Raw genomic sequence first — 23,051 nt, forward strand, 5'->3', positions numbered from 1 at the left:
TGTCAGGCCTGGGTCGTCATCTGGGCGAAGGCTTTCTCGGCAGCGTCCAGGGTCACCTGGATATCCTCCGGCGTGTGTGCACTGGACATGAAGCCAGCCTCGTAGGCCGACGGCGCCAGGTAGACTCCCTGCTCGAGCATGGCGGTGAAGAAACGGCGGAAGGCATCGGCGTCACAGGCGGTGGCCTGGGCAAAGTTCTCGACGCTGCTCTGAGCGGTGAAGAATACCCCGAACATCCCTCCCACGCGCTGGGTGATCATGTCGATACCAGCCTCGCGTGCCCGGCTTTCAAGCCCGTTGCACAGGGTCTCGACACGCTGCGCCAGGGCCTTGTGAAAGCCCGGCTCTTTCAGCTTGGTCAGCAGTGCCACCCCCGCCGCCATGGCCAGCGGATTACCGGCCAGGGTGCCGGCCTGGTACACCGGTCCCAGCGGCGATAGTTCGCTCATGATCTCGCGGCTGCCACCGAAGGCACCCACCGGCATGCCGCCACCGACGATCTTGCCGAGACAGGTCAGATCCGGGGTCACGCCAAAGTGTGCCTGGGCGCCGCCCAGGGCGACACGGAAACCGGTCATCACCTCGTCGAAGATCAGTACGCTCTGGTGGCGGTCACAGACCTGGCGCAGGGTCTTGAGGAAATCGGCGCTCGGCGGGATGCAGTTCATGTTGCCGGCCACCGGCTCGACGATGATGCAGGCGATCTGACTGCCGATCTCCTCGAAACAGCGCTCCACCTCGTCGATGTCATTGTAGGACAGCGTGATGGTATGTTCGGCCAGAGCGGCAGGCACCCCGGGAGAACTGGGCTCACCGTGAGTCAGCGCGCCGGACCCCGCCTTGACCAGCAGCGAATCGCTGTGACCATGGTAGTTGCCCTCGAACTTGACGATCTTGTCCCGCCCGGTGAAGCCACGGGCCAGGCGAATCGCCGACATGGTCGCCTCGGTGCCCGAGTTGGTCATGCGCACCATCTCGATGCTCGGGATGATCTCGCAGATCAGCTCCGCCATGGTGGTCTCGACCGCGGTCGGGGTACCGAAGGACAGGCCCTTGTCGAGGCGCTCGCGCACCGCGCCCAGCACGTCGGGATCGGCATGGCCGGTGATCATCGGTCCCCAGGAGCCCACGTAGTCGACGTAGCGCTTGCCTTCGACATCGAAAAGGTAGGCGCCCTTTGCGCTCTCCATGAACACCGGCGGACGATGCAGCCCCTTGAACGCGCGCACCGGTGAGTTGACGCCACCGGGAATGTGCCGACAGGCCTGTTCGAAGAGCTCAGCGGATGTGGTCATGGCAACCTCTTTGCCCAAAAGTGAAATTCAATCATCGATGCCACAGACATCGATTCAGCGCGACACCGCCTGTGGATAACCCTGTGGAGGGCATGGGATAACCCGGTGAATTGGGCGCCAATACCTTCCAACAGGGGCTGATCGGGGTCTCTCATGCCGACTGCCGTGTCGCCATCATACCTTGACCTCGTCCGGCGAAAAGCGCGGCGTCGGCATTTTCCACAGCCGGCGAGGCAACGACTGCCCCTGGCCGGGCGTCCAGCCATGGGCCAGCGCCTGCCAGGCAAACACCTGAGCCTGCTCACAAGCCTGCACCAGACTTTCTCCCGCCGCCAGTCGCGTAGCCACGGCAGCGGCCAGGGTACAGCCGGAACCATGAAAGGTCGCCGGCAAGCGGGGCCAGGTCCACTGACGATCGCTGTCCGGAGTATGCAGGGTATGGGCGACACGCCCCTTGGCCGTCTGGCCCTGGGGATCATCGGTGCCGGTCACCAGCACCGCCTGGCAGCCCTGGTGCATCAGACTGACACAGCGCTCGGTATCATCCTGGTAGTCGAGCCCGGCCAGGCGTGCCAGTTCGTCGCGATTGGGGGTCAGGATATCTACCCTCGGCAGCAGACGCTCGAAGTAGGCGTCGATCAGCTCCTGGGTCGCAAGCGGTGATCCGCCCCCCGCCTTGAGCACCGGATCGGCAACCACCGGCACACCGGGCCGGCGGCGCACCACATCGACCACCGCGTCCAGCGCCTCGAGGTCGGCGATCAAACCGATCTTGATCGCCGCGATCGGCAGGCTCTCCAGCGCTGCGGCCGCCTGGCGAATGGTCGAGGCCGGCACCGGGTGAACCGCCTGGACGTCGACGAGGTCCTGTACCGTCAGTGCGGTAGGCACGGTCAGCGCCCAGCCTCCGCAGGCGGCCACGCTCTCGGCGTCGGCCACCAGGCCGGCACCGCCGGTCGGGTCATGCCCGGCCAGCACCAGCACCATCGGCAGGTGGGGCGAAGTCGAAGGACTCAGGCTATTCAAAAGGGTTTCACCACAGCCAGGATCACGATAGCCACCAGTGCCAGCACCGGCAGTTCATTGAACACACGAAAGAAGGTGGCACTGCGACGGCAACGATCCTCGGCCAGCTGCTTCAGGTAGATCAGGCAGACATGGTGATAGGCCACCAGCGCCACCACCAGCGCCAGCTTGGCGTGCAGCCAGCCCTGGCTCATCAGGGCCGGGTTCAACCACACCAGCAGGGCCCCCAGCAGCAATACCGCCACCATCGAAGGTGTCATGATGCCGCGATAGAGCTTGCGTTCCATCACCATGAAGGTATCCATGCTGGCGTACTCGCCCTTGTCCCGGGCCATGGCGTGGTACACGTAGAGCCGTGGCAGATAGAACATGGCGGCGAACCAGGTCACGATCGACATCAGGTGAAAGGCTTTTATCCACAGATACATGGCGACTCCTCAGGCTGTGGATGGATCAGACAGGCGGTAGTACCGCTCAATGGCATCCCGGGTGATGATACCGGAAATTCGCTTCTGCTTCGGTCGATAGCCGTGTTCCACGTAGAGTCCATCCACCTTGCTTTCGTTCAGCACGTTCAGCGCCTCGGTCAGGGTCGCCTGCAGGTGGATGGCCACCAGGTCCAGTCGCTGGCCGGGGATTTCCAGCAGGTCCAGCAACGCCTCCTTGTCTTCATCAGGGCTGGCCGCCGCTGGTGACACCGGCGGTGGCGAGCGATCGACGTTCTTGCCCGCGATGACATCCGCCTGGCCACCGGGGGCGCCCCCCTTGTCCACCAACACGTCCATGGCGGCGTTGTCGTCGCTGGCTTCGCGTTGACCTTCCGGCGCCGCCTTGTGTTCCTGTTTCTCCCGCTGTCCCTGCTGCTGCTCCTGCTGCTCGAGCAGATAACGCGCCAGGTCGGCCGCCTTCAGCGCCAGGGTCGGCTTGTCGTCGGTGGAACGTTCGATGATGATCCACACCGGTTTGGCCTCGAGCAATGCCCGAGCCTGGGTCTCCGAGATCCGTCGCCTGGTGCGCACCAGGCTGCGCTCCATCACCGCCGGCACCGACACCCGCGACAACGCCTGCATCAGCGGTTGCTGGAGGGGGTGCAGACCATGACGCTTGACGCTGATAAAGAAGCCGTCACAGCGACACAGCTGGCGCGCGGTCAGGCAGGACACCACCACCGCCAGCATGCCCGGCAACAGAATATGGGGCATATGGGTCAGTTCGAGCAGGGCCATCAGCGCCGCCAGCGGCGCCTGCAGCACCGCCCCCATCATCGCCGCCATGCCGATCATCGCGAATAGCCCAGGGTCTGCGGCCTTGTCCGGCCACATCCAGCCCCCGGCAATGCCGAACAGCGCCCCGGCGGCCGCGCCGACCACCAGCACCGGGCCGATGATGCTCACCGGCACCCCGCAGCCTACCGCGAAGGCAGTCAGCAGCAGTTTGCCCAGCACCAGCGCCATCAGAATATCCAGCGTCAGGCGATTGAACAGCGCATCGGACAGGCTGTCGTAGCCGATGCCCTGGACCTGGGGGTAGCACCAGGCCAGCAGCGCCGCCAGGGCACCGACCAGTGCCAGGCGCCACCACAGCGGCAGGCTGGCGATGCGCTCCGAGCGCGATACATGGATGAACAGACCCGCCAGCAGGCCGATACCGAAGGCCATGGCGGCGATCCAGTAGATATTGAACAGCGAGCCCATGGACAGATCGGGAACCGCGAAGGCAGGGTCGGCGCCATAGACCAACTGGGAGACCAGGGCTCCCATGCAGGCCGCCAGGATGACCGGCATGAAGCCAACGATGGTGTATTCCATCATCACCACCTCCATGGCGAAGATCACCCCGGCGATGGGCGTATTGAAGGAGGCGGCGATGCCTGCCGCGGTGCCGCAGGCCACCAGCACCCGCAGGCTGTTGTGGGGCAGGCGCAGCAGTTGGCCGAGGCCACTGGAGGCGGCGGCGCCCAGGTGGATCGCCGGGCCTTCGCGCCCGGCGGACAGCCCCCCGACCACCGACACCACCCCCACCCACCACTGGTTCAACCAGTTGCGCAGCGGAAAGCGGCCCTGGTGATAGGTCAGGCGTTCGATCACATGGCTGACGCCGATCTTGCGGGCGGCCAGTGGCTGACGCCACAGCAGCACACCAATCACCGTCACCGCGATGATCGGCAGCACCATGCGCAGGCCGGTAGACAACTGCTCGAAGGCTTCGGGATCGTCGTAGGGCATCACCAGCATGGCGCCGACCATCAACGCCAGCCGGAAGACCACCATCAGACTGCCGGTGATCAGCCCCGTCACCACCCCCAGCACGCACAGTTGCGGCAGGGCGTCGACGCTCGCCAGCTGGCGACGGAAGGCATCAAGACTGAGATCGGGCAGGCGCATGGAGGTGTGGGTCGCTTCCTTGAGAGCGAAGGGTCGAGTCCCTGACGCAAGATGAAAGGCAGGCTTACCTTAGGTGACTATCTCTTGTGTATCATAGAACGTGACTTGGCACCCAGGCCGCCGTCATCGTCGTCTCTCGGAACCCCCATCGCCTGGCCCGAGAATCTCCAGGCAGGCCTGTGGCCAGGCCATTCGGCTCGCCTTGCGGGCGGCCACATTTCCATGGCAATGCGCTGAAACAGCAAAGTGCAAAGGAGCGTTACGTGATCAAGGTTGGAATCGTCGGCGGCACCGGTTACACCGGCGTCGAACTGCTCAGGCTGCTGGCGCGCCACCCCGAGGTGGAGGTGGACGCGATCACCTCACGAAGCGAAGCCGGCCTCGGCGTGGCCGAACTCTATCCCAACCTGCGAGGTCACTACGACGAGCTGCGCTTTTCCGAGCCTGACCCGGAGCGCCTGGCGCGCTGCGATGCGGTGTTCTTCGCCACTCCCCACGGCGTCGCCCACGCGCTGGCCGGCGACCTGCTGGAGCGAGGCACCCGGGTGATCGATCTGTCAGCCGACTTCCGGCTGCGCGACGCCGGCGTCTGGGCCGACTGGTACGGCCAGCCTCACGGCGCCCCGGGTCTGCTCGAGGAAGCCGTCTACGGCCTGCCCGAGGTCAGCCGCGATCAGATTCGCCAGGCCCGCCTGATCGCCGTCCCCGGCTGCTATCCCACCGCGGTGCAGCTTGGCTTTCTGCCGCTGCTGGAAGCCGGGCTGATCGACGCCGACCACCTGATCGCCGACTGCAAGTCTGGCGTCACCGGTGCCGGCCGTGGCGCCAAGGTGCCCTCGCTGCTGGCCGAGGCCAGTGAATCGATGAAGGCCTACGGCGCCTCCGGCCATCGCCACCTGCCGGAAATTCGCCAAGGGCTCGGCGACGCCGCCGGGGGTGAGGTCGGGCTGACCTTCGTGCCCCACCTGACGCCGATGATCCGCGGCATCCATGCCACCCTGTACGGGCGCCTGACCGGCGACCCCGGTGATCTCCAGCGCCTGTTCGAAGACCGCTTCGCCAACGAGCCCTTCGTCGACGTGATGCCCGCCGGCAGCCACCCCGAGACCCGTAGCGTCAAGGGCGCCAACCTTTGCCGCATCGCCGTACATCGCCCCGGCAACAGCGACACCGTGGTGGTGCTGGCCGTCATCGACAACCTGGTCAAGGGCGCCTCCGGCCAGGCCATCCACGCCCTCAATCTGATGTTCGACTTCGACGAGACCGCCGGTCTCGACGCCCCGGCGATGATGCCCTGAGGCCCATCCCCCCGCTTGCTGCGGGGGGATGTCGACGTAACAGGCGCCTTACCTCCGAGGAAAAGTTGACCCTTTTACTCTGGCTTGGGGATAATGACCGATGCGGTCGACGTCGGCTGATCGGCGACATCGACCGCTTTGACCCTGTTTCTCGACCCCGGGAGCTCTCATGAGCGGTGCCGAATCCTTTGTCCCCACCCCGCTACTGCTGTCCGACAACGCCCAGCGCCGACTCAAGGCACTGATGGCCGAAGACGGCGCCAGCAACATCGCCCTGCGCGTCTATGTCACGGGAGGCGGCTGCTCGGGATTTCAGTACGGCTTCGACGTGGCCGACGGCGTCAACGACGACGACACCGAGATTCCCTTCGGCGATGTCTCGCTGGTGGTCGACCCGCTGTCCTACCAGTACCTGGTCGGCTCCACCATCGACTATGAGGAAGGCCTGGCCGGCGCACGCTTTCTGGTACAGAACCCCAACGCCACCACCACCTGTGGTTGCGGCGCCTCCTTTATGGTGTAGCGACCTTGCTGCGCGTCAGCCGACGCGACAGCAACACGCCTCTCCAGACAGCACTTGATGCAGCCCTTGATGTCACCCTCGACGCAGCCTCCCGGCTGCGTCTTGCGTTGTGTTGTAGCGCCGCCAGCGTTGGCCCAGCGGATTCTCCCCCAACTTGACCCCTTCCCCGCAACTCGCCATGGTAGTTGAGGATTTCACAATAACGTCAACTGGGGAAAATCATGAAAACCGCCCTTACTTCTGCCGCTCTTACCTCCGCCCTGCTCACCTTCGGTGTCATCGGCAGTGCCCAGGCCGAGACCCTGAACGTGGCCACCGACCCGAGCTTCGTGCCGTTCGAGATGATGGACCAGGAATCCGGCGAAATGGTCGGCTTCGACATGGACATCATTGCCGAGCTGGCCGAGCGTGCCGGTTTCGAATACGAACTGCGCACCATGGACTTCAACGGCATCATTCCCGCCGTCCAGACCGGTAACGTCGACATCGCCATCGCCGGTATCACCATCACCGACGAACGTGCCGAGATCGTCGACTTCTCCGACCCCTACTACGACAGCGGTCTGAAGATCCTGGTCAACGCCGACGAAGAAGGCGTCAGCGAGATCGATGACCTGTCCGGTATGCGTATCGGCACCAAGATCGGCTCCACCAGCTATGACTTCCTCCAGGAAAACCTGGGCGAGGACGCCGAGATCACCCCCTATCCGGGCACCAGCGACATGTACATGGCCCTGCTCGGTGGCAGCGTCGATGCCGCCTTCTACGACGCCCCCAACGTCGGCTACTTCTCCCAGACCCGTGGCGAAGGCAAGGTCAAGGTCGTTGGTCCGCTGTACGAAGGCCAGCAGTACGGCATCGTCTTCGTCAAGGGCAGCGAGTGGGTAGAGCCGGTCAACGAGGCCCTGGCGGCGATGAAGGAAGACGGCACCTACGACGAGATCCACGCCAAGTGGTTTGGTTCCACCAGCGAGTGATCGCAGTCCATAGCGACCTGGGCAACCGACCTGGGATTCATGGGGGCCGGTACACGACCGGCCCCCTTGGTGTTACCCGGACGTCACCCCGAGGCACTGTCTCGACCCCGGCATCAAGGCCTCTCGCCTTGTCCTGATTTCACGTGCATGACGGAGACCCACTCGTGGACGTCAACTTCCAATTCGACTGGTCGGCGGCGCTGTCCTCCATCCCCCAGCTGCTGACCGGCATCCCCTATACCCTGCTGATTTCCTTCGGCGGTCTGGCCATCGGCTTTGTCATCGGCATCATCTTCGGCCTGTTGCGCATTTCCCCGAGCGCCTGGCTGCGTGTTCCCGCCGTGGCCTACATCGAAATCTTCCGCGGCACCCCGGTACTGGTACAGGTGCTGTTCATCTTCTATGGCCTGCCGAGCATCCTTGGTGGCCCCATCGATGCGGTCACCGCAGGTATCGCTGCCATCGCCGTCAACTCCGGCGCCTACATCTCGGAGATCGTGCGCGGTGGTGTGCAGTCCATCGAGCGCGGCCAGCGCGAGGCCGGCCTGTCGCTGGGCCTGTCCCGACGCCAGACCTTCCGCTACATCATCTGGCCCCAGTCCTTCCGCCGCATGATCCCGGCGCTGGGCAACCAGGCCATCATCAGCATCAAGGACACCTCGCTGTTCGCCGTCATCGGCGTGGGCGAGCTGGTGCGCCAGGGCCAGATCTACATCGCCACCACCTTCACCGCCCTGGAGGTCTATCTGATGGTGGCGCTGCTCTATCTTGCCATCACCCTTTCCTTGTCCTTCGCCCTGCGCATGCTCGAGCGCAAGGGCCTGGTGGGCCAATGAGGTGCAACATCCCATGGAAAATTCCGACATGAACCCAGCCTCTCACGCCCAGGGCGAGCCCATCGTCCGCATCGATAAACTCAACAAGCACTTCGGCTCGCTCCACGTGCTCAAGAACATCGACCTTGAGGTGGCCCAGGGCGAAGTGGTGGTCGTCATCGGCGCCAGTGGCTCCGGCAAGTCGACCCTGATCCGTTGCGTCAATGGCCTGGAAGAATTCCAGCAGGGCGCCCTCAGGGTCGACGGCAACGACCTCAAGCCCGACGGCAAGGCCAGCCAGGCACTGCAGACCATCCGCACCGAGGTCGGCATGGTGTTCCAGCAGTTCAACCTGTTCCCTCACCTCAGCGTACGTGACAACGTCACCCTGGCCCCGATGAAGGTGCGCGGCGAAAGCCGTGACAAGGCCGAGGCCACCGCGGAACGGCTGCTCGATCGGGTCGGCATCAAGGACCAGGCCGACAAGTACCCGACCCAGCTCTCCGGCGGTCAGCAGCAACGCGTGGCGCTGGCCCGTGCACTGGCCATGGAGCCCCGTCTGATGCTGTTCGACGAGCCCACCTCGGCGCTGGACCCGGAGATGATCGGTGAGGTGCTCGACGCCATGCGTGAGCTCGCCAGAGAAGGCATGACGATGATGATCGTGACCCACGAGATGGGCTTCGCCCGGGAGGTCGCCGACCGCGTGATCTACATCCACAAGGGCGAGATCGTCGAGCAGGGCAAGCCCGAAGAAGTCTTCGACAATCCGCAGAATGAACGTACCCAGAGCTTCCTGGCGCGAGTGCTCAAGCACTAAAAAAACCGCCCGTTCGAGCCTCTGAAACGCCCTGTCGAGTGATCGACAGAGCGTTTTTTTGGCTTTTTGGGGCTGTGGACAAGATTTTTCACATTTGGCTGCGAAGCCCACTGCCACGGGGGCTGTGGGCAAGTCGGCGAGTTGTTCACCGTCACGGTGACAACCGCCCCCGAGCTCGGTGGATAACTGGTGGAAGCCGAGCCCTGTGGGCAAGTCGTGATTGTGTCCACAGGCAGATAACACGCCATCAAACGCTGGTACGCCCCTTGTCCAACAAAGGATCAACATTGTATCTATTTGTTTTTTGTAGGTTTAAATGGTTTTTCCACAGAAAGTGTCCACACCAGTAGTTACAACCACTACAGAACTTCCTTTCTTATTCTTTTATTTTTTTATAGGTAGGTAAGTGAAGGTCCTGCCTGACAGACGGGGTGTGGAAAACCCTGACGTTTACCCACAGGAGGGTTTATACTGACCGGCTATTTTTCGTACGAACCCAATATCCAGACCGCTGGCGCGCTGCGCCGAACGAGGTGAACCTTGGAGTATCCCGACCGCTTTGACGTCATCGTCATCGGCGGTGGCCATGCTGGAACGGAAGCTGCCCTGGCCTCTGCCCGCATGGGTTGCCAGACCCTGCTGTTGACCCACAACATCGAGACCCTGGGCCAGATGTCCTGCAATCCCGCCATCGGCGGGATCGGCAAGAGTCATCTGGTCAAGGAAATCGACGCCCTCGGCGGCGCCATGGGATTGGCGACGGACCTGGGCGGGATCCAGTTTCGCGTGCTCAACGCCCGCAAGGGCCCCGCGGTACGGGCGACCCGTGCCCAGGCCGATCGTGTGCGCTACAAGGCCGCGATTCGTGGCATGCTGGAAAACCAGCCGAACCTGACGCTGTTCCAGCAGGCCGCCGGCGACCTGATCGTCGACCAGGGCACCGTGCGCGGCGTGGTCACCGAGACCGGACTGCGATTCCTGGCCGAAACCGTGGTGCTGTGCACCGGCACCTTCCTCGGCGGGGTGATCCACATCGGGCTGGACAACAGCCGTGGTGGTCGTGCCGGGGATCCGCCCTCCAACGCCCTGGCCGAGCGTCTGCGCGCCTTGCCGTTTCGGGTCGATCGCCTGAAGACCGGCACCCCGCCGCGCATCGATGCCAAGAGCGTCGACTTCTCGCGCCTCGAGGAGCAGCCGGGCGACAGTCCGACTCCGGTGATGTCCTACCTGGGATCGCGGGACATGCATCCGCGCCAGGTCAGCTGCCATATCGCCCATACCAACGAGCGTACCCACGAGATCATCTTCGACAATCTCGATCGCTCGCCGATGTTCTCCGGAGTGATCGAAGGGGTCGGACCGCGCTACTGCCCGTCCATCGAAGACAAGGTCCACCGCTTCGCCGACAAGACCAGCCACCAGGTGTTCGTCGAGCCGGAGGGTCTGGATACCCATGAGCTATACCCAAATGGTATTTCGACCTCCTTGCCCTTCGACGTGCAGCTCAAGGTGGTGCGCTCCATCGAAGGTCTCGAGCGGGCCCATATCACCCGTCCGGGCTACGCCATCGAGTACGACTTCTTCGATCCGCGGGACCTGAAGCACTCGCTGGAAACCAAATTTATCCACAACCTGTTTTTCGCCGGCCAGATCAACGGCACCACCGGCTACGAGGAAGCGGGGGCCCAAGGCCTGCTCGCCGGGCTCAACGCCGCGCGTCGCGCCAAGGCGCTCGACGCCTGGTGTCCGCGCCGCGACGAGGCCTACCTCGGGGTGCTGGTGGATGACCTGATCACCCAGGGCACCAAGGAGCCCTACCGGATGTTCACCTCCCGCGCCGAGTACCGGCTGTTGCTGCGTGAGGACAACGCCGACATGCGCCTGACCGAACACGGTCGCGCACTGGGGCTGGTGGACGATGAGCGCTGGGCACGGTTCAGCGACAAGCGTGAAGCGGTGGAGCGCGAGAGCGCCCGGCTCAAGGCGACCTGGGTGCAGCCCGGGACCGATGCCGCCGCCACCATCGAGCAAATTACCGGCAAGCCGCTGGCCCGCGAGTACAGCCTGATGGATCTGCTCAAGCGCCCGGAACTCGGCTATGCCGACGTGGCTGCGGCCAAGGGTGAGCCGGTGAGTGACGAGACGGTCGCCGAACAGGTCCAGATCCAGGCCAAGTACCAGGGCTACATCGATCGTCAGCAGGACGAGATCGACAAGCTCAAGCGTCACGAGTCCATGGCCCTGCCGACCGATCTCGACTACAGCCGAGTCGAGGGGCTGTCCCACGAGATTCGCCAGAAGCTCGCCGAGGCGCGCCCCGAGACCCTGGCCCAGGCCGGGCGGATCAGCGGGGTGACCCCGGCGGCAGTATCGATCCTGCTGATTCACCTCAAGAAACGCCGGTTGCTCGATGATCGCGAGGTGGCCAGCGGATGAGTCAGGCGATGTCCCCGGCCCTGCAGCAGCGACTGCACGAGCGCTTGAGCGAGGGCCTTGCCGCCCTCGAGATCACGGCCACCGCCGCCCAGCTTGACCAGCTTCTGGCCCTGGTGGGTCTGTTGCACAAGTGGAATCGGGCCTATAACCTCACGGCGGTACGCGATCCGCTGGACATGGTCTCTCGCCACGTGCTCGACAGCGCCGCGGTGCTGCCCTGGGTCAAGGGCCCACGGGTGCTCGACGTGGGTGCGGGGCCTGGCCTGCCCGGCCTGGTGCTGGCGATCCTCAACCCCGAGCTAGACGTCAGTCTGCTCGACAGCAACGGCAAGAAGGTACGCTTTCAGCGTCAGGCGGTGATGGAGCTTGGGCTTGCCCGGGTGACCCCTATCCAGGCGCGAGTGGAAGCCTATACCCCGGCCGACGGCGGGTTCGATCAACTGATCTCGCGGGCCTTTGCCAGCCTCGAGGACTTCGTCGAGCTGACTCGGCCGCTGCTGGCGCCCCACGGCCAGTGGCTGGCGATGAAGGGGCCGGCGGTGGACGGCGAGCTCGAACGCCTGGAGGACGACGTGCGCTGTGTCTCGCGCCATGCGTTGAGGGTGCCGTACGAGTCAGCGGGTCGAGAACTGGTTATGCTGGAACCCGAGGCCGGGGGCCGCTAGGCTCGGGCTTGGGGTTCGGTTTTCACGATTTTGCCGCCACCAGCCACCCGAGAATTTCCACGCAAGGATGACGTCGTGACCAAAATCATCGCCTTGACCAACCAGAAGGGTGGGGTCGGCAAGACCACCTCTGCCGTCAACCTGGCCGCCAGTCTGGCGTCGCTGGATCGCCGCGTACTGCTGGTCGATCTCGATCCCCAGGGCCACGCCACCATGGGCAGTGGTGTCGACAAGCACAGCCTCGAGGGCAGCGTGCTCGACGTCATCCTGGGCGACAAGCGCCCGGTGGAGGTCATCCTCGACTGCCCCGAGGCGGGCTACGCCCTGCTGCCCGGCAATGGCGACCTGACCGCCGCCGAGGTCGAGCTGCTCGATCGTGGTGAAGGCCGCGAGCGGGCGCTGGCCAAGGCGCTGGACGAAGTCGCCGGCGAGTACGACGTGGTGATGATCGACTGCCCACCGTCGCTGAACATGCTCACCGTCAATGCGTTGACCGCCGCCGATGGGGTGCTGATACCGCTGCAGTGCGAGTTCTATGCCCTGGAAGGCCTGTCGGCGCTGCTCGACACCGTCGAGCAGATCAAGGACAGCGTGAATCCGGGCCTCGAGATCTTCGGGATCCTGCGCACCATGTTCGACGCCCGCAACAGCCTGACCCGGGACGTCAGCAAGCAGCTGCGGGACTACTTCGGCGATGCCCTGCTCAAGACCACCATTCCACGCAACGTGCGGGTTGCCGAGGCGCCGAGTCACGGCCTGCCGGTCACCAAGTACGCACGCTTCTCGCGGGGCAGCCAGGCCCACCGGGTGCTGGCCAAGGAACTAATTCGTCGGCTGTCGCTGTAGCCCCGGCCAGGGTGGCAAGGGCCAGCAGTGTCGAATTTTTGAGCGTGCTGTGATGAGGATGAATCGATGACGCGCAAACGCGCCCTGGGACGAGGACTGGATGCGCTGATCGGGGCCGGTGCCCGCCGCCGCGAGAGCCTCGATCTGCCCGAGGTGGATGCCGAGCTGACCACCGACGGCGACGAAGACGCCACGGTGGTGCCGCCTCCCGCGCCGGAGGAACGTCTGGAGCGCCTGCCGCTGGGCCAGCTCAGCCGTGGACGCTACCAGCCAAGGCGCGATATCCAGCCCGAAGCGCTGGAGGAGCTGGCCGACTCGATCCGCGCCCAGGGCGTGATGCAGCCCATCGTGGTGCGTCCGATCGGTCCCGACCGCTATGAGATCATCGCCGGTGAACGCCGCTGGCGGGCCTCCCAGCTGGCCGAGCTGGACGTCATCCCGGCGGTGATCCGCGAGGTGACCGACGAGGTGGCCCTGGCGCTGGCACTGATCGAGAACATCCAGCGTGAGAACCTCAACCCGGTGGAGGAGGCGCTGGCGCTCAAGCGTCTGCTCGACGAATTCGAACTGACCCAGCAGCAGGTCGCCGACGCCGTGGGCCGTTCGCGTACCCAGGTGACCAACCTGCTGCGCCTGCTGGCGTTGGACCCCGAGGTGCAGACGCTGCTCGAACGCGGTGACCTGGACATGGGCCATGCCCGCGCCCTGTTGACCCTGCCGGCGGCCAAGCAGCGCAAGGCGGCCCATGAGGTGGTCAACAAGGACCTGACCGTGCGCGCCACCGAGGCACTGGTCAAGCAACTGGCCAATGGCAAGCCAAAGGCCGCCAAGACTGCGCCGAATCAGGACGTGGCCCGGCTGGAGACCCGTCTGGCAGATCTGCTCGGCGCCCCGGTCAAGATCAGCCACGGCAAGGCCGGCAAGGGCAAGGTCACCATCCAGTACTCGAGCCTCGATGAGCTCGACGGCATCCTGGGCCACATCCGCTGAGTGGCGACGACCAGAGACAGCGACCGGGTTGCGCGTATCAGCGCAGTAAACCACTTAGGTCGCTAATCACTTTAGCGGCCTTTTCTCCGCATTTGGTCGTAAGCCAGCGCGAAGTGACGACAAATCGTCACGTCTTTGGTTGAAGCCGTTAGGGGGCTTCCCTATAATCGCGCCGGAGTCTGCCGGTGGTCTGTCGCCGGCGATCACGATGGATGACGAGTTCGCGCCAAGAGGCGCGTCGGGAGAGACACTTGGCGGCCAGGATCCAACGACCCCAGGTGCAGCGCCTGCTGATGGCACAGCTCGCTGTGCTGGCGCTGACCAGCGTTGCGGCGGCTGGCATCGACGGTATCTCCGGCGCTTCCTCGGCGGCCCTGGGCGGGCTGGTGGCCTTTTTGCCCAATGTGTTCTTTGCCTGGTGTGTGTTCCGGGCGCAGGGCGCGCGCTACTCCAAGGCCATCGTCAACAATTTCTATCGTGCGGAAGCCGGCAAGTTCGGTTTGACGGCGGCGCTGTTCACCCTGGTGTTCATCGCAGTGCCTCCCTCAAACCCGACTTTTTTCTTTGGCGCTTATGTGGTGACGCTGTTCGTTCATTGGCTGGGGCCCTGGCTGGTGAAACGACCGTCGCACACCTGACAACGAGGCAGACATGGCAGGCACGAATCCGACTCCGACGGAATATATCCAGCACCACCTGCAGAACCTGACCTTCGGGCTGCACCCGGACAATGGCTGGTCGATCGCCCATTCCGCCCAGGAAGCTTCCGACATGGGCTTCTGGGCCGTTCACCTCGATACCCTCGGCTGGTCCGTCGGTCTCGGTCTGATCTTCCTGTGGCTGTTCAAGAAGGCGGCCAACACCGCTACCACCGGCGTGCCTGGTGCGCTGCAGAACTTTGTCGAGCTGATGGTCGAGTTCGTCGACAACTCGGTCAAGGACACCTTCCACGGCAAGAGCAAGCTGATCGCGCCGCTGGCTTTGACCATCTTCTGCTGGGTCTTCCTGATGAACCTGATGGACCTGGTGCCGGTGGACTTCCTGCCGCTGCTGGCGGCCAAGATCGGCGCCCTGTTCGGCGCGGACCCGGCCCACGTCTACTTCAAGGTGGTACCGACCACCGACGTCAATGCCACCCTCGGCATGGCGCTGTCCGTGTTCGGCCTGATCATCTTCTACACCATTCGTGCCAAGGGCTTCTCCGGCTTCATCGGTGAGCTGACCCTGCACCCGTTCAACTCACCCAACAAGCTGGTCCAGGCGCTGTTCATCCCGGTCAACTTCCTGCTCGAGACCGTGACCCTGATCGCCAAGCCGATCTCCCTGGCCCTGCGACTGTTCGGCAACCTCTACGCCGGTGAGCTGATCTTCATCCTGATCGCGATGATCGGCCTGTGGCAGCTGCCGCTGCACTTCACCTGGGCGGTGTTCCATATCCTGGTCATCACCCTGCAGGCCTTCATCTTCATGATGCTGACCATCGTCTACATGAGCATGGCGGTGGAGAAGCACTGACGGTTTCGCTTCAACCCTAAACCCTTAACCCTAACCCACTGATAAACCTTAGTTTCAACTAAAAACTGGAGAGACCACCATGGAAGCACAAGTTCTGGGTATGACCGCCATCGCCGTGTCCCTGCTGATCGGCCTGGGTGCACTCGGCACCGCCATCGGCTTCGGTATCCTCGGCGGCAAGTTCCTGGAAGGCGCTGCACGTCAGCCGGAAATGGTTCCGATGCTGCAGGTCAAGATGTTCATCGTCGCCGGCCTGCTGGACGCCGTGACCATGATCGGTGTTGGTATCGCGCTGTTCTTCACCTTCGCTAACCCGTTTGTCGGTTAATGTCCGACCGCTCGTCCCGAGCCGTCGATCCGTTAACCCCAAACCCGTAACGCGAGAGGTGCTGGCGTGAACCTGAACCTTACCCTAGTCGGCCAGGCTATCGCCTTTGCGTTCTTCGTCTGGTTCTGCATGAAGTTTATATGGCCGCCGGTCATGCAAGCTCTGCAGGAACGCCAGAAGAAGATCGCCGATGGTCTGGATGCTGCCAGCCGTGCGGCGCGTGATCTCGAGGTGGCCGAGAAAGAGGCCGACGAGACCCTGCGCAAGAGCAAGCAAGAGGCGGCCGAGATCCTGGAACAGGCCCAGAAACAGGCCAACCAGAAGCTCGAGCAGGCACGCGAAGACGCCCGCCTTGAAGGCGAGCGCATGATTGCCAAGGCCAAGTCCGAGATCGAGCAGGAAGTGGCACGCGCGAAGGAAGACCTGCGCGCACAGGTGTCCCGTCTGGCGGTCCTGGGCGCTGAGCGAATCCTGGAGTCCTCCATCGACGAGAAGCAGCACGCTGCCATCGTCGACAAACTCGCCAAAGAGCTCTGAGGAGGTGCCCCATGGCGGAAACGTCAACTATCGCTCGCCCGTACGCCAAGGCTGCCTTTGAGCACGCCGTGGCCAAGGACGCGCTCGACGAATGGTCCGGCATGCTGGCCAGGGTCGCGCAGGTCGTCGGCGACGACGACATGCGCGCCCGGGTGCTCGGCAATCCCAAGCTGTCCAGCGCACAGAAGGCTGATGTTGTCGTCGACGTCTGTGGTGACGCCGTCAATGACGACCTCAAGAACTTCGTTCGCCTGGTCGGCCAGAAGGGTCGCCTGGCGGCGCTCGGCGCCATCGCCGAGCAGTTCGAGGTGCTCAAGGCCCAGCAGGAAAAGCGGGTAGAGGTGGAAATTGTTTCCGCCTTCCCGCTGGCCGAAGCCCAGGAACAATCGCTCGCGAGTGCACTGGCCAAGCGTCTGAACCGCGAAATCTCCATTACCACTCAGGTGGACAAGACGCTCCTGGGCGGCGTGATCCTGCGTGCCGGCGACACCGTCATCGACGGTTCGGTACGTGGTCGATTGAACCGCCTCCAGGAAGCCCTTTCCGCCTGAGTCTGAGGGACATGGCATGCAGCAACTGAATCCTTCCGAGATCAGCGACATCATCAAGCAGCGTATCGAGAAGCTTGACGTCGCATCCGAAGCCCGTAATCAGGGCACGATCGTCAGCGTATCTGACGGTATCGTGCAGATTCACGGCCTCGCCGACGCAATGTTCGGTGAGATGATCGAATTCCCCGGCGGCATCTTCGGGATGACCCTGAACCTCGAGCGCGACAACGTCGGTGCCGTGGTTCTGGGTGATTACCTGCAGCTGGAAGAGGGCATGACTGCCCAGTGTACCGGTCGCATCCTCGAGGTGCCGGTGGGTCCCGAACTGCGCGGCCGTGTGGTCGACGCCCTCGGTAACCCCATCGACGGCAAGGGCGACCTGGGCACCAAGGAAACCGACGCGGTCGAGAAGGTCGCACCTGGCGTCATCACTCGTCAGTCCGTCGACGAGCCGATCCAGACCGGTTTCAAGTCCATCGATGCCATGGTGCCGATCGGCCGCGGTCAGCGTGAGCTGATCATCGGCGACCGTCAGATCGGTAAGTCGGCGATCGCCATCGATGCGATCATCAACCAGAAAGGCACCGGCGTCACCTGTGTCTACGTGGCCATCGGTCAGAAGCAGTCGACCATCGCCAACGTGGTGCGCAAGCTCGAAGAGCACGGCGCCATGGAGCACACCATCGTGGTCGCCGCCGGCGCCGCCGATCCGGCCCCGATGCAGTTCCTCGCCGCCTACTCCGGCTGCACCATGGGCGAGTACTTCCGCGACCGCGGTGAAGACGCGCTGATCGTCTATGACGATCTGTCCAAGCAGGCCGTGGCCTACCGCCAGGTGTCCCTGCTGCTGCGTCGTCCGCCGGGCCGTGAAGCCTTCCCTGGCGACGTCTTCTACCTCCACTCCCGTCTGCTCGAGCGTGCCGCGCGTGTCAACGCCGACTACGTCGAGAAGTTCACCAACGGTGAAGTGAAGGGCAAGACCGGCTCGCTGACCGCACTGCCGATCATCGAGACCCAGGCCGGCGACGTGTCTGCCTTCGTTCCGACCAACGTGATCTCGATCACCGACGGTCAGATCTTCCTCGAGACCGACCTGTTCAACTCAGGCATCCGCCCGGCCATCAACGCCGGTCTGTCGGTGTCTCGTGTGGGTGGCTCGGCACAGACCAAGATCATCAAGAAGCTCGGCGGCAGCGTGCGTCTGGCTCTGGCCCAGTACCGCGAGCTCGCGGCCTTCTCCCAGTTCGCCTCCGACCTGGACGAAGCCACCCGCAAGCAGCTCGAGCACGGTCAGCGCGTCACCGAGCTGATGAAGCAGAAGCAGTACTCGCCGATGTCGGTTGCCGAGATGGCGATCTCCCTGTTTGCCGCCAACGAAGGCTTCCTGGACGACGTCGACGTCAACAAGGTGCTGGACTTCGAACATGCACTCCACGAGTACATGAAGTCCGAGCACGGCGAGTTGCTCGACAAGATCAACGAGTCTGGCGACTACAACGACGAGATCAAGGACGGCCTGAAGCAGGGTCTCGAGAAGTTCAAGTCCTCTCAGAGCTGGTAAGCGTCCACTGGCCCGCCGCAAGGCGGGCCAGGTGGTCGAACAGGATTCTGAGGGTCACCGAACAAGGGTAGATCGCCATGGCAGTCGGAAAAGAGATTCGCACGCAGATTGCGAGCATCAAGAACACGCAGAAGATCACCAATGCGATGCAGATGGTGGCGGCGTCGAAGATGCGCAAGACCCAGGAACGGATGTCGGCGAGCAAGCCTTACGCCGAACAGATCCGTCACGTGGTGGGTCATCTCGCCCAGGCCAACCCGGAATACAAGCATCCGTGGATGGAAGAGCGTGAGGCCAAGCGCGTCGGTTACATCGTCGTCTCCAGCGATCGTGGTCTCTGTGGCGGCTTGAACGTCAACCTGTTCAAGGCGACGGTCAAGGACGCTCAGGCGTGGCACGAGAAGGGCGCCGAGCTCGACTTCTGTGCCCTCGGCAGCAAGGCCAGCAGCTTCTTCCGCAAGTATGGGGGAAGCCTGGTCGCCGCCAAGAGTGGCCTGGGGGAAACGCCGAGTCTTGATGATCTGATCGGCAGCGTGAAGGTGATGCTGGATGCCTACGATGAAGGCAAGCTGGATCGTCTTTACGTGGTGCACAACGAATTCGTCAATACCATGACCCAGAAGCCGGTCGTCCGTCAGCTGCTACCGCTGACCGAGGACACCGCAAAGGTCGAGGAAGACGACGAGAACAAGCGTCCCAGCAGCTGGGACTACCTGTATGAGCCGGATGCCAAGGCGCTGCTCGACAGCCTGCTCGTGCGCTACGTTGAAGCGCAGGTGTATCAGGCGGTGGTCGAGAACACAGCGTGCGAGCAGGCGGCACGCATGGTTGCCATGAAGAGCGCGACCGACAACGCGGGCAATCTGATCGACGATCTGGAGCTGGTGTACAACAAGGCCCGTCAGGCGGCCATTACCCAGGAAATCTCCGAGATCGTTGGCGGTGCCGCCGCTGTTTAAGGCATGCAGGTTTCATTTGCAGGTATTAGAGAGGAACCAAGATGAGCGGACGTATCGTACAAATCATCGGCGCGGTGATTGACGTAGAGTTTCCGCGGGACGATGTTCCCAAGGTCTACGACGCGCTGAAGGTCACCGAAAAGGAGACCATCCTCGAAGTCCAGCAGCAGCTGGGCGACGGCGTGGTGCGCTGCATCGCCATGGGCTCGACCGAAGGGCTCAAGCGCGGCATGAACACCGATAACACCGGCGCGGCCATCTCCGTCCCGGTCGGCCAGGAAACCCTGGGCCGCATCATGAACGTGCTCGGCGAGCCGATCGATGAGGCCGGTGAAATCGGCGAGCAGGAGCGCATGCCGATCCACCGCGAGGCTCCGGGCTACGCGGACCAGGCGGCCACCAACGAGCTGCTCGAGACCGGCATCAAGGTCATCGACCTGGTGTGCCCGTTCGCCAAGGGCGGCAAGGTCGGTCTGTTCGGCGGTGCCGGTGTCGGCAAGACCGTCAACATGATGGAGCTGATCCGTAACATCGCCACCGAGCACAGCGGTTACTCCGTGTTCGCCGGTGTCGGTGAGCGTACTCGTGAAGGTAACGACTTCTACCACGAGATGCAGGAGTCCAACGTTCTCGACAAGGTGGCACTGGTCTACGGCCAGATGAACGAGCCGCCCGGGAACCGCCTGCGTGTGGCCCTGACCGGTCTGACCATCGCCGAGAAGTTCCGTGACGAAGGTCGTGACGTACTGTTGTTCGTCGACAACATCTACCGTTACACCCTGGCCGGTACCGAGGTGTCCGCACTGCTGGGCCGTATGCCGTCCGCGGTGGGTTACCAGCCGACCCTGGCCGAGGAGATGGGCGTTCTGCAGGAGCGTATCACCTCCACCAAGACCGGCTCGATCACCTCCGTGCAGGCCGTCTACGTGCCCGCGGATGACTTGACCGACCCGTCTCCGGCGACCACCTTCTCGCACCTGGACGCCACCGTGGTACTGGCGCGTTCCATCGCCGAGCTGGGTATCTATCCGGCCATCGACCCGCTGGACTCCACCTCTCGCCAGCTTGATCCGCTGGTGGTGGGCGACGAGCACTACAACGTCGCGCGCGGTGTTCAGGGCGTGCTCCAGCGCTACAAGGAGCTCAAGGACATCATCGCCATCCTGGGTATGGACGAGCTGTCCGACGAAGACAAGCAGATCGTGGCACGTGCGCGTAAGATCCAGCGCTTCCTGTCACAGCCGTTCTTCGTTGCCGAGGTGTTCACCGGCTCTCCCGGCAAGTACGTGTCGCTGAAGGAGACCATCCGTGGTTTCCAGGGCATCCTGGACGGCGAGTACGACGAGCTGCCCGAGCAGGCCTTCTACATGGTCGGCACCATCGACGAGGCCGTCGAGAAAGCCAACCAGATGAAGTAATCCCTCTAACCGGGAGACGTCATCATGACGAAAACCATCCAATGCGAGATCGTCAGTGCCGAAGCCTCGGTCTACTCCGGTAGTGCCGAGCAGGTGGTGGCGGCTGGCATCCTGGGGGATCTTGGCATCCTGGCCGGCCACACGCCGCTGCTGACCGAGCTGGCTCCGGGCCCTGTGCGGGTGCTCAACGAAGGCAGCGAGGAGCACTTCTACGTCTCCGGCGGCTTTATCGAAGTGCAGCCCGAGAAGGTGATCGTGCTGGCCGACACGGCGGTTCGCGCATCCGATCTGGATGAAGCGGCCGCCGAAGAGGCCCGCAAGCAGGCCATCAAGGCCATGGAGGACAAGTCGGCGGAGCTGGATTACACCCGCGCCGCGGCGGAACTCTCCGAGGCCCTGGCCCAGCTGCGTACCATCCAGCAGCTGCGCAGGAAGGCCGGCAAGGGCTAAGTTCCCTGGCGCCGATGCCCCACGCCCCCCGAATGGCTGACATTCGGGGGGCGTTTTCGTTGGTGATGACGGCAGCGAACCGCGACTGACGCTTCTTCGATGCTTGCCTTGTGTCTAATGTTCATCCAGACATGGCATCATGTCGCCTTTTCGAGCAGCCCCGATAGGTCGTCTCTTGGGGACACTGCGCCTCAGCGATTTGCGGCAAGGACGCCAGCCATGAGGAGACGCCCATGAATCTGACCCCCAGCCTGGATGCGCACAAGCAGGTGTTGCTGCGTGCCCTAGATCCCCGCGACAGCAAGACGCTGGAAGCCCGCCTGCCCGAGATTCGCTCGGCGGATCTGGCCGAGATCCTCGAGCGACTGATCGAGGATGAAGACCGCCTGGACAGCGCCGTGGCGCTGTTGGCCTGCCTGCCGGTGGGGCGCCAGGCCAGCGTGTTTGGTCATCTGCCATTCGAGGCCCAGGATGCCATGGCGTCGCGCATCGAGGACGCCTGGCTGTCGCGAATCCTCGACAAGATGGGCTCGGACGAACGTGCCGACCTGTTCAAGGTGCTGGGGGATGATCGCAAGGAGGCGCTGTTACGGCGCATGGCGCGGCGCGAGCGCGAGGCGCTCAAGCGCCTGGCGAGCTACGAAGAGGGCACCGCCGGCGCCCTGATGACCGCCGACTATGTGGCGATCCCGATGGGGCTCACCGTGTCCCGGGCGATGATGCGGGTGCGCCAGACCGCTCCCGACGCCGAGACCGTCTACCAGCTGTACGTGGTGGACGAGCACGGCCGCCTGGCCGGCACCATGTCACTGAGACAGCTGATGGTGGCACGGCCCCAGGCGATCATCGACGAGCTGATGATCCACGACGTCATCAGCATCGGTGTGGACGCCGAGCAGGAAGAGGTCGCCCGGGTGGTGGCGCGCTACGACCTGCTGGCGTTGCCGGTGACGGACACCGACGAGCGACTGGTCGGCATCGTCACCCACGATGACGCCATGGACGTGGTCGAATCCGAGGCCACCGAGGACATCCACAAGGGCATGTCGATCGGCCAGCTGGAAGGCGGCGTGTCCCGGGTGCCGCTGTGGAGCCTGTATCGCAAGCGAGTGATCTGGCTGGTATTGCTGGTGTTCGGCAACCTCTTCTCGGGAGCCGGCATCGCCCACTTCGAGGACACCATCGCCGCCCAGGTGACCCTGGTGTTCTTTCTGCCGCTGTTGATCGGCAGCGGTGGCAACGCCGGCGCCCAGGCCGCCACCCTGATGGTGCGAGGCATGGCCACCGGCGACGTCGGCATCAAGGACTGGAGCAAGCTGCTCGGCCGAGAACTGCTGGTGGCAGGCTCGCTGGGACTGACCATGGCCCTGGCGGTGGCCCCCATCGGGGTCATTAGAGGTGGTGAGGCGGTGGCCTTGGTGGTGGCCATCAGCATGATCTGCATCGTCTTGTTCGGCAGCCTGCTCGGCATGTGCCTGCCGTTCGTGCTCGATCGGCTGGGCTGGGATCCGGCCACCGCCTCGGCACCGCTGGTCACCACCCTGATCGACGCCTCCGGGGTGGTCATCTACTTTTCCATCGCCACGCTGGTACTGATGGGAACTTGATCGACCGCAGCGGGGGCGGCCAGGGGCCCCCTGACAGCGGACAAGAACGC

General features: G+C 63.8%; 23 protein-coding genes. 19 read left to right on the forward strand and 4 right to left on the reverse strand.

Features of this window, described 5'->3' with window-relative positions; translation table 11 throughout:
• Positions 1-2 precede the first annotated feature (2 nt).
• From hemL to KUV74_RS10260, 4 genes are all read right to left on the reverse strand, one after another.
• On the reverse strand, positions 3-1,295 hold the full coding sequence (gene hemL / locus KUV74_RS10240; RefSeq protein ID WP_045992727.1) for a glutamate-1-semialdehyde 2,1-aminomutase: 1,293 nt from the start codon (positions 1,293-1,295) through the stop codon (positions 3-5).
• Positions 1,296-1,469: 174 nt separating this feature from the next.
• Positions 1,470-2,282 carry a hydroxymethylpyrimidine/phosphomethylpyrimidine kinase gene (locus tag KUV74_RS10245; protein WP_108449583.1) on the reverse strand — a complete coding sequence of 271 codons (813 nt, stop codon included), beginning with the start codon at positions 2,280-2,282 and terminating at the stop codon, positions 1,470-1,472.
• A 35-nt stretch (positions 2,283-2,317) separates the two neighbouring features.
• Complete coding sequence (gene hemJ / locus KUV74_RS10250) at positions 2,318-2,749, reverse strand: protoporphyrinogen oxidase HemJ (protein WP_045992725.1); 432 nt, start codon at positions 2,747-2,749, stop codon at positions 2,318-2,320.
• Positions 2,750-2,758: 9 nt separating this feature from the next.
• Complete coding sequence (locus tag KUV74_RS10260) at positions 2,759-4,705, reverse strand: chloride channel protein (protein WP_261395295.1); 1,947 nt, start codon at positions 4,703-4,705, stop codon at positions 2,759-2,761.
• 263 nt (positions 4,706-4,968) lie between these two features.
• On the opposite strand from KUV74_RS10260, the gene argC reads away from it, so the two are divergent.
• From argC to mgtE, 19 genes are all read left to right on the forward strand, one after another.
• Positions 4,969-6,003 carry an N-acetyl-gamma-glutamyl-phosphate reductase gene (gene argC / locus KUV74_RS10265; protein ID WP_045992723.1) on the forward strand — a complete coding sequence of 345 codons (1,035 nt, stop codon included), beginning with the start codon at positions 4,969-4,971 and terminating at the stop codon, positions 6,001-6,003.
• A 169-nt stretch (positions 6,004-6,172) separates the two neighbouring features.
• Positions 6,173-6,526: an iron-sulfur cluster insertion protein ErpA gene (erpA, locus tag KUV74_RS10270; RefSeq protein WP_222516265.1), complete on the forward strand. Its 354-nt coding sequence runs from the start codon at positions 6,173-6,175 to the stop codon at positions 6,524-6,526.
• Between the two features lie 221 nt (positions 6,527-6,747).
• Positions 6,748-7,503: a transporter substrate-binding domain-containing protein gene (locus tag KUV74_RS10275; RefSeq protein ID WP_045992721.1), complete on the forward strand. Its 756-nt coding sequence runs from the start codon at positions 6,748-6,750 to the stop codon at positions 7,501-7,503.
• A 164-nt stretch (positions 7,504-7,667) separates the two neighbouring features.
• On the forward strand, positions 7,668-8,339 hold the full coding sequence (locus KUV74_RS10280) for an amino acid ABC transporter permease (protein WP_045992720.1): 672 nt from the start codon (positions 7,668-7,670) through the stop codon (positions 8,337-8,339).
• A 28-nt stretch (positions 8,340-8,367) separates the two neighbouring features.
• Positions 8,368-9,138: an amino acid ABC transporter ATP-binding protein gene (locus KUV74_RS10285; RefSeq protein ID WP_045992719.1), complete on the forward strand. Its 771-nt coding sequence runs from the start codon at positions 8,368-8,370 to the stop codon at positions 9,136-9,138.
• A gap of 540 nt (positions 9,139-9,678) precedes the next feature.
• Positions 9,679-11,574 (forward strand): tRNA uridine-5-carboxymethylaminomethyl(34) synthesis enzyme MnmG, encoded by a 1,896-nt coding sequence (mnmG, locus tag KUV74_RS10290; RefSeq protein ID WP_222516266.1) that lies wholly within the window; start codon positions 9,679-9,681, stop codon positions 11,572-11,574.
• Entirely contained in the window at positions 11,571-12,239 is a 669-nt protein-coding gene (gene rsmG, locus KUV74_RS10295; protein WP_124804534.1) for a 16S rRNA (guanine(527)-N(7))-methyltransferase RsmG, read from the forward strand. The genes mnmG and rsmG overlap by 4 nt, the downstream gene beginning before the upstream one ends.
• 75 nt (positions 12,240-12,314) lie before the next feature.
• Complete coding sequence (locus tag KUV74_RS10300; protein WP_045992716.1) at positions 12,315-13,085, forward strand: ParA family protein; 771 nt, start codon at positions 12,315-12,317, stop codon at positions 13,083-13,085.
• Positions 13,086-13,151: 66 nt separating this feature from the next.
• Positions 13,152-14,075, forward strand: coding sequence for a ParB/RepB/Spo0J family partition protein (locus KUV74_RS10305; protein ID WP_045992715.1), 924 nt, complete (start codon positions 13,152-13,154; stop codon positions 14,073-14,075).
• Positions 14,076-14,353: 278 nt separating this feature from the next.
• A complete protein-coding gene (locus tag KUV74_RS10310; protein ID WP_231498561.1) occupies positions 14,354-14,713 on the forward strand; it encodes an ATP synthase subunit I in 360 nt (119 codons plus the stop codon).
• Positions 14,714-14,726: 13 nt separating this feature from the next.
• Positions 14,727-15,590 (forward strand): F0F1 ATP synthase subunit A, encoded by an 864-nt coding sequence (gene atpB, locus KUV74_RS10315; protein ID WP_045992713.1) that lies wholly within the window; start codon positions 14,727-14,729, stop codon positions 15,588-15,590.
• Between the two features lie 79 nt (positions 15,591-15,669).
• On the forward strand, positions 15,670-15,918 hold the full coding sequence (gene atpE / locus KUV74_RS10320) for a F0F1 ATP synthase subunit C (protein WP_045992712.1): 249 nt from the start codon (positions 15,670-15,672) through the stop codon (positions 15,916-15,918).
• Between the two features lie 66 nt (positions 15,919-15,984).
• Positions 15,985-16,455 carry a F0F1 ATP synthase subunit B gene (locus KUV74_RS10325; RefSeq protein WP_045992711.1) on the forward strand — a complete coding sequence of 157 codons (471 nt, stop codon included), beginning with the start codon at positions 15,985-15,987 and terminating at the stop codon, positions 16,453-16,455.
• An 11-nt stretch (positions 16,456-16,466) separates the two neighbouring features.
• Positions 16,467-17,006: a F0F1 ATP synthase subunit delta gene (locus KUV74_RS10330; protein WP_045992710.1), complete on the forward strand. Its 540-nt coding sequence runs from the start codon at positions 16,467-16,469 to the stop codon at positions 17,004-17,006.
• Between the two features lie 16 nt (positions 17,007-17,022).
• Positions 17,023-18,567 (forward strand): F0F1 ATP synthase subunit alpha, encoded by a 1,545-nt coding sequence (gene atpA / locus KUV74_RS10335; RefSeq protein WP_045992709.1) that lies wholly within the window; start codon positions 17,023-17,025, stop codon positions 18,565-18,567.
• A gap of 77 nt (positions 18,568-18,644) precedes the next feature.
• A complete protein-coding gene (atpG, locus tag KUV74_RS10340; RefSeq protein WP_045992708.1) occupies positions 18,645-19,526 on the forward strand; it encodes a F0F1 ATP synthase subunit gamma in 882 nt (293 codons plus the stop codon).
• 41 nt (positions 19,527-19,567) lie between these two features.
• Entirely contained in the window at positions 19,568-20,944 is a 1,377-nt protein-coding gene (gene atpD / locus KUV74_RS10345; protein WP_045992707.1) for a F0F1 ATP synthase subunit beta, read from the forward strand.
• A 24-nt stretch (positions 20,945-20,968) separates the two neighbouring features.
• Positions 20,969-21,394 carry a F0F1 ATP synthase subunit epsilon gene (locus tag KUV74_RS10350; protein WP_045992706.1) on the forward strand — a complete coding sequence of 142 codons (426 nt, stop codon included), beginning with the start codon at positions 20,969-20,971 and terminating at the stop codon, positions 21,392-21,394.
• 233 nt (positions 21,395-21,627) lie between these two features.
• The gene (mgtE, locus tag KUV74_RS10355; protein ID WP_108131960.1) at positions 21,628-23,001 is read left to right on the forward strand and encodes a magnesium transporter; all 1,374 of its coding nucleotides are present in this window, start codon (positions 21,628-21,630) and stop codon (positions 22,999-23,001) included.
• The last annotated feature ends 50 nt before the right edge of the window (positions 23,002-23,051 follow it).

The organism is Halomonas sp. DP1Y21-3, from assembly GCF_019801245.1.
Lineage (GTDB): Bacteria > Pseudomonadota > Gammaproteobacteria > Pseudomonadales > Halomonadaceae > Halomonas > Halomonas litopenaei.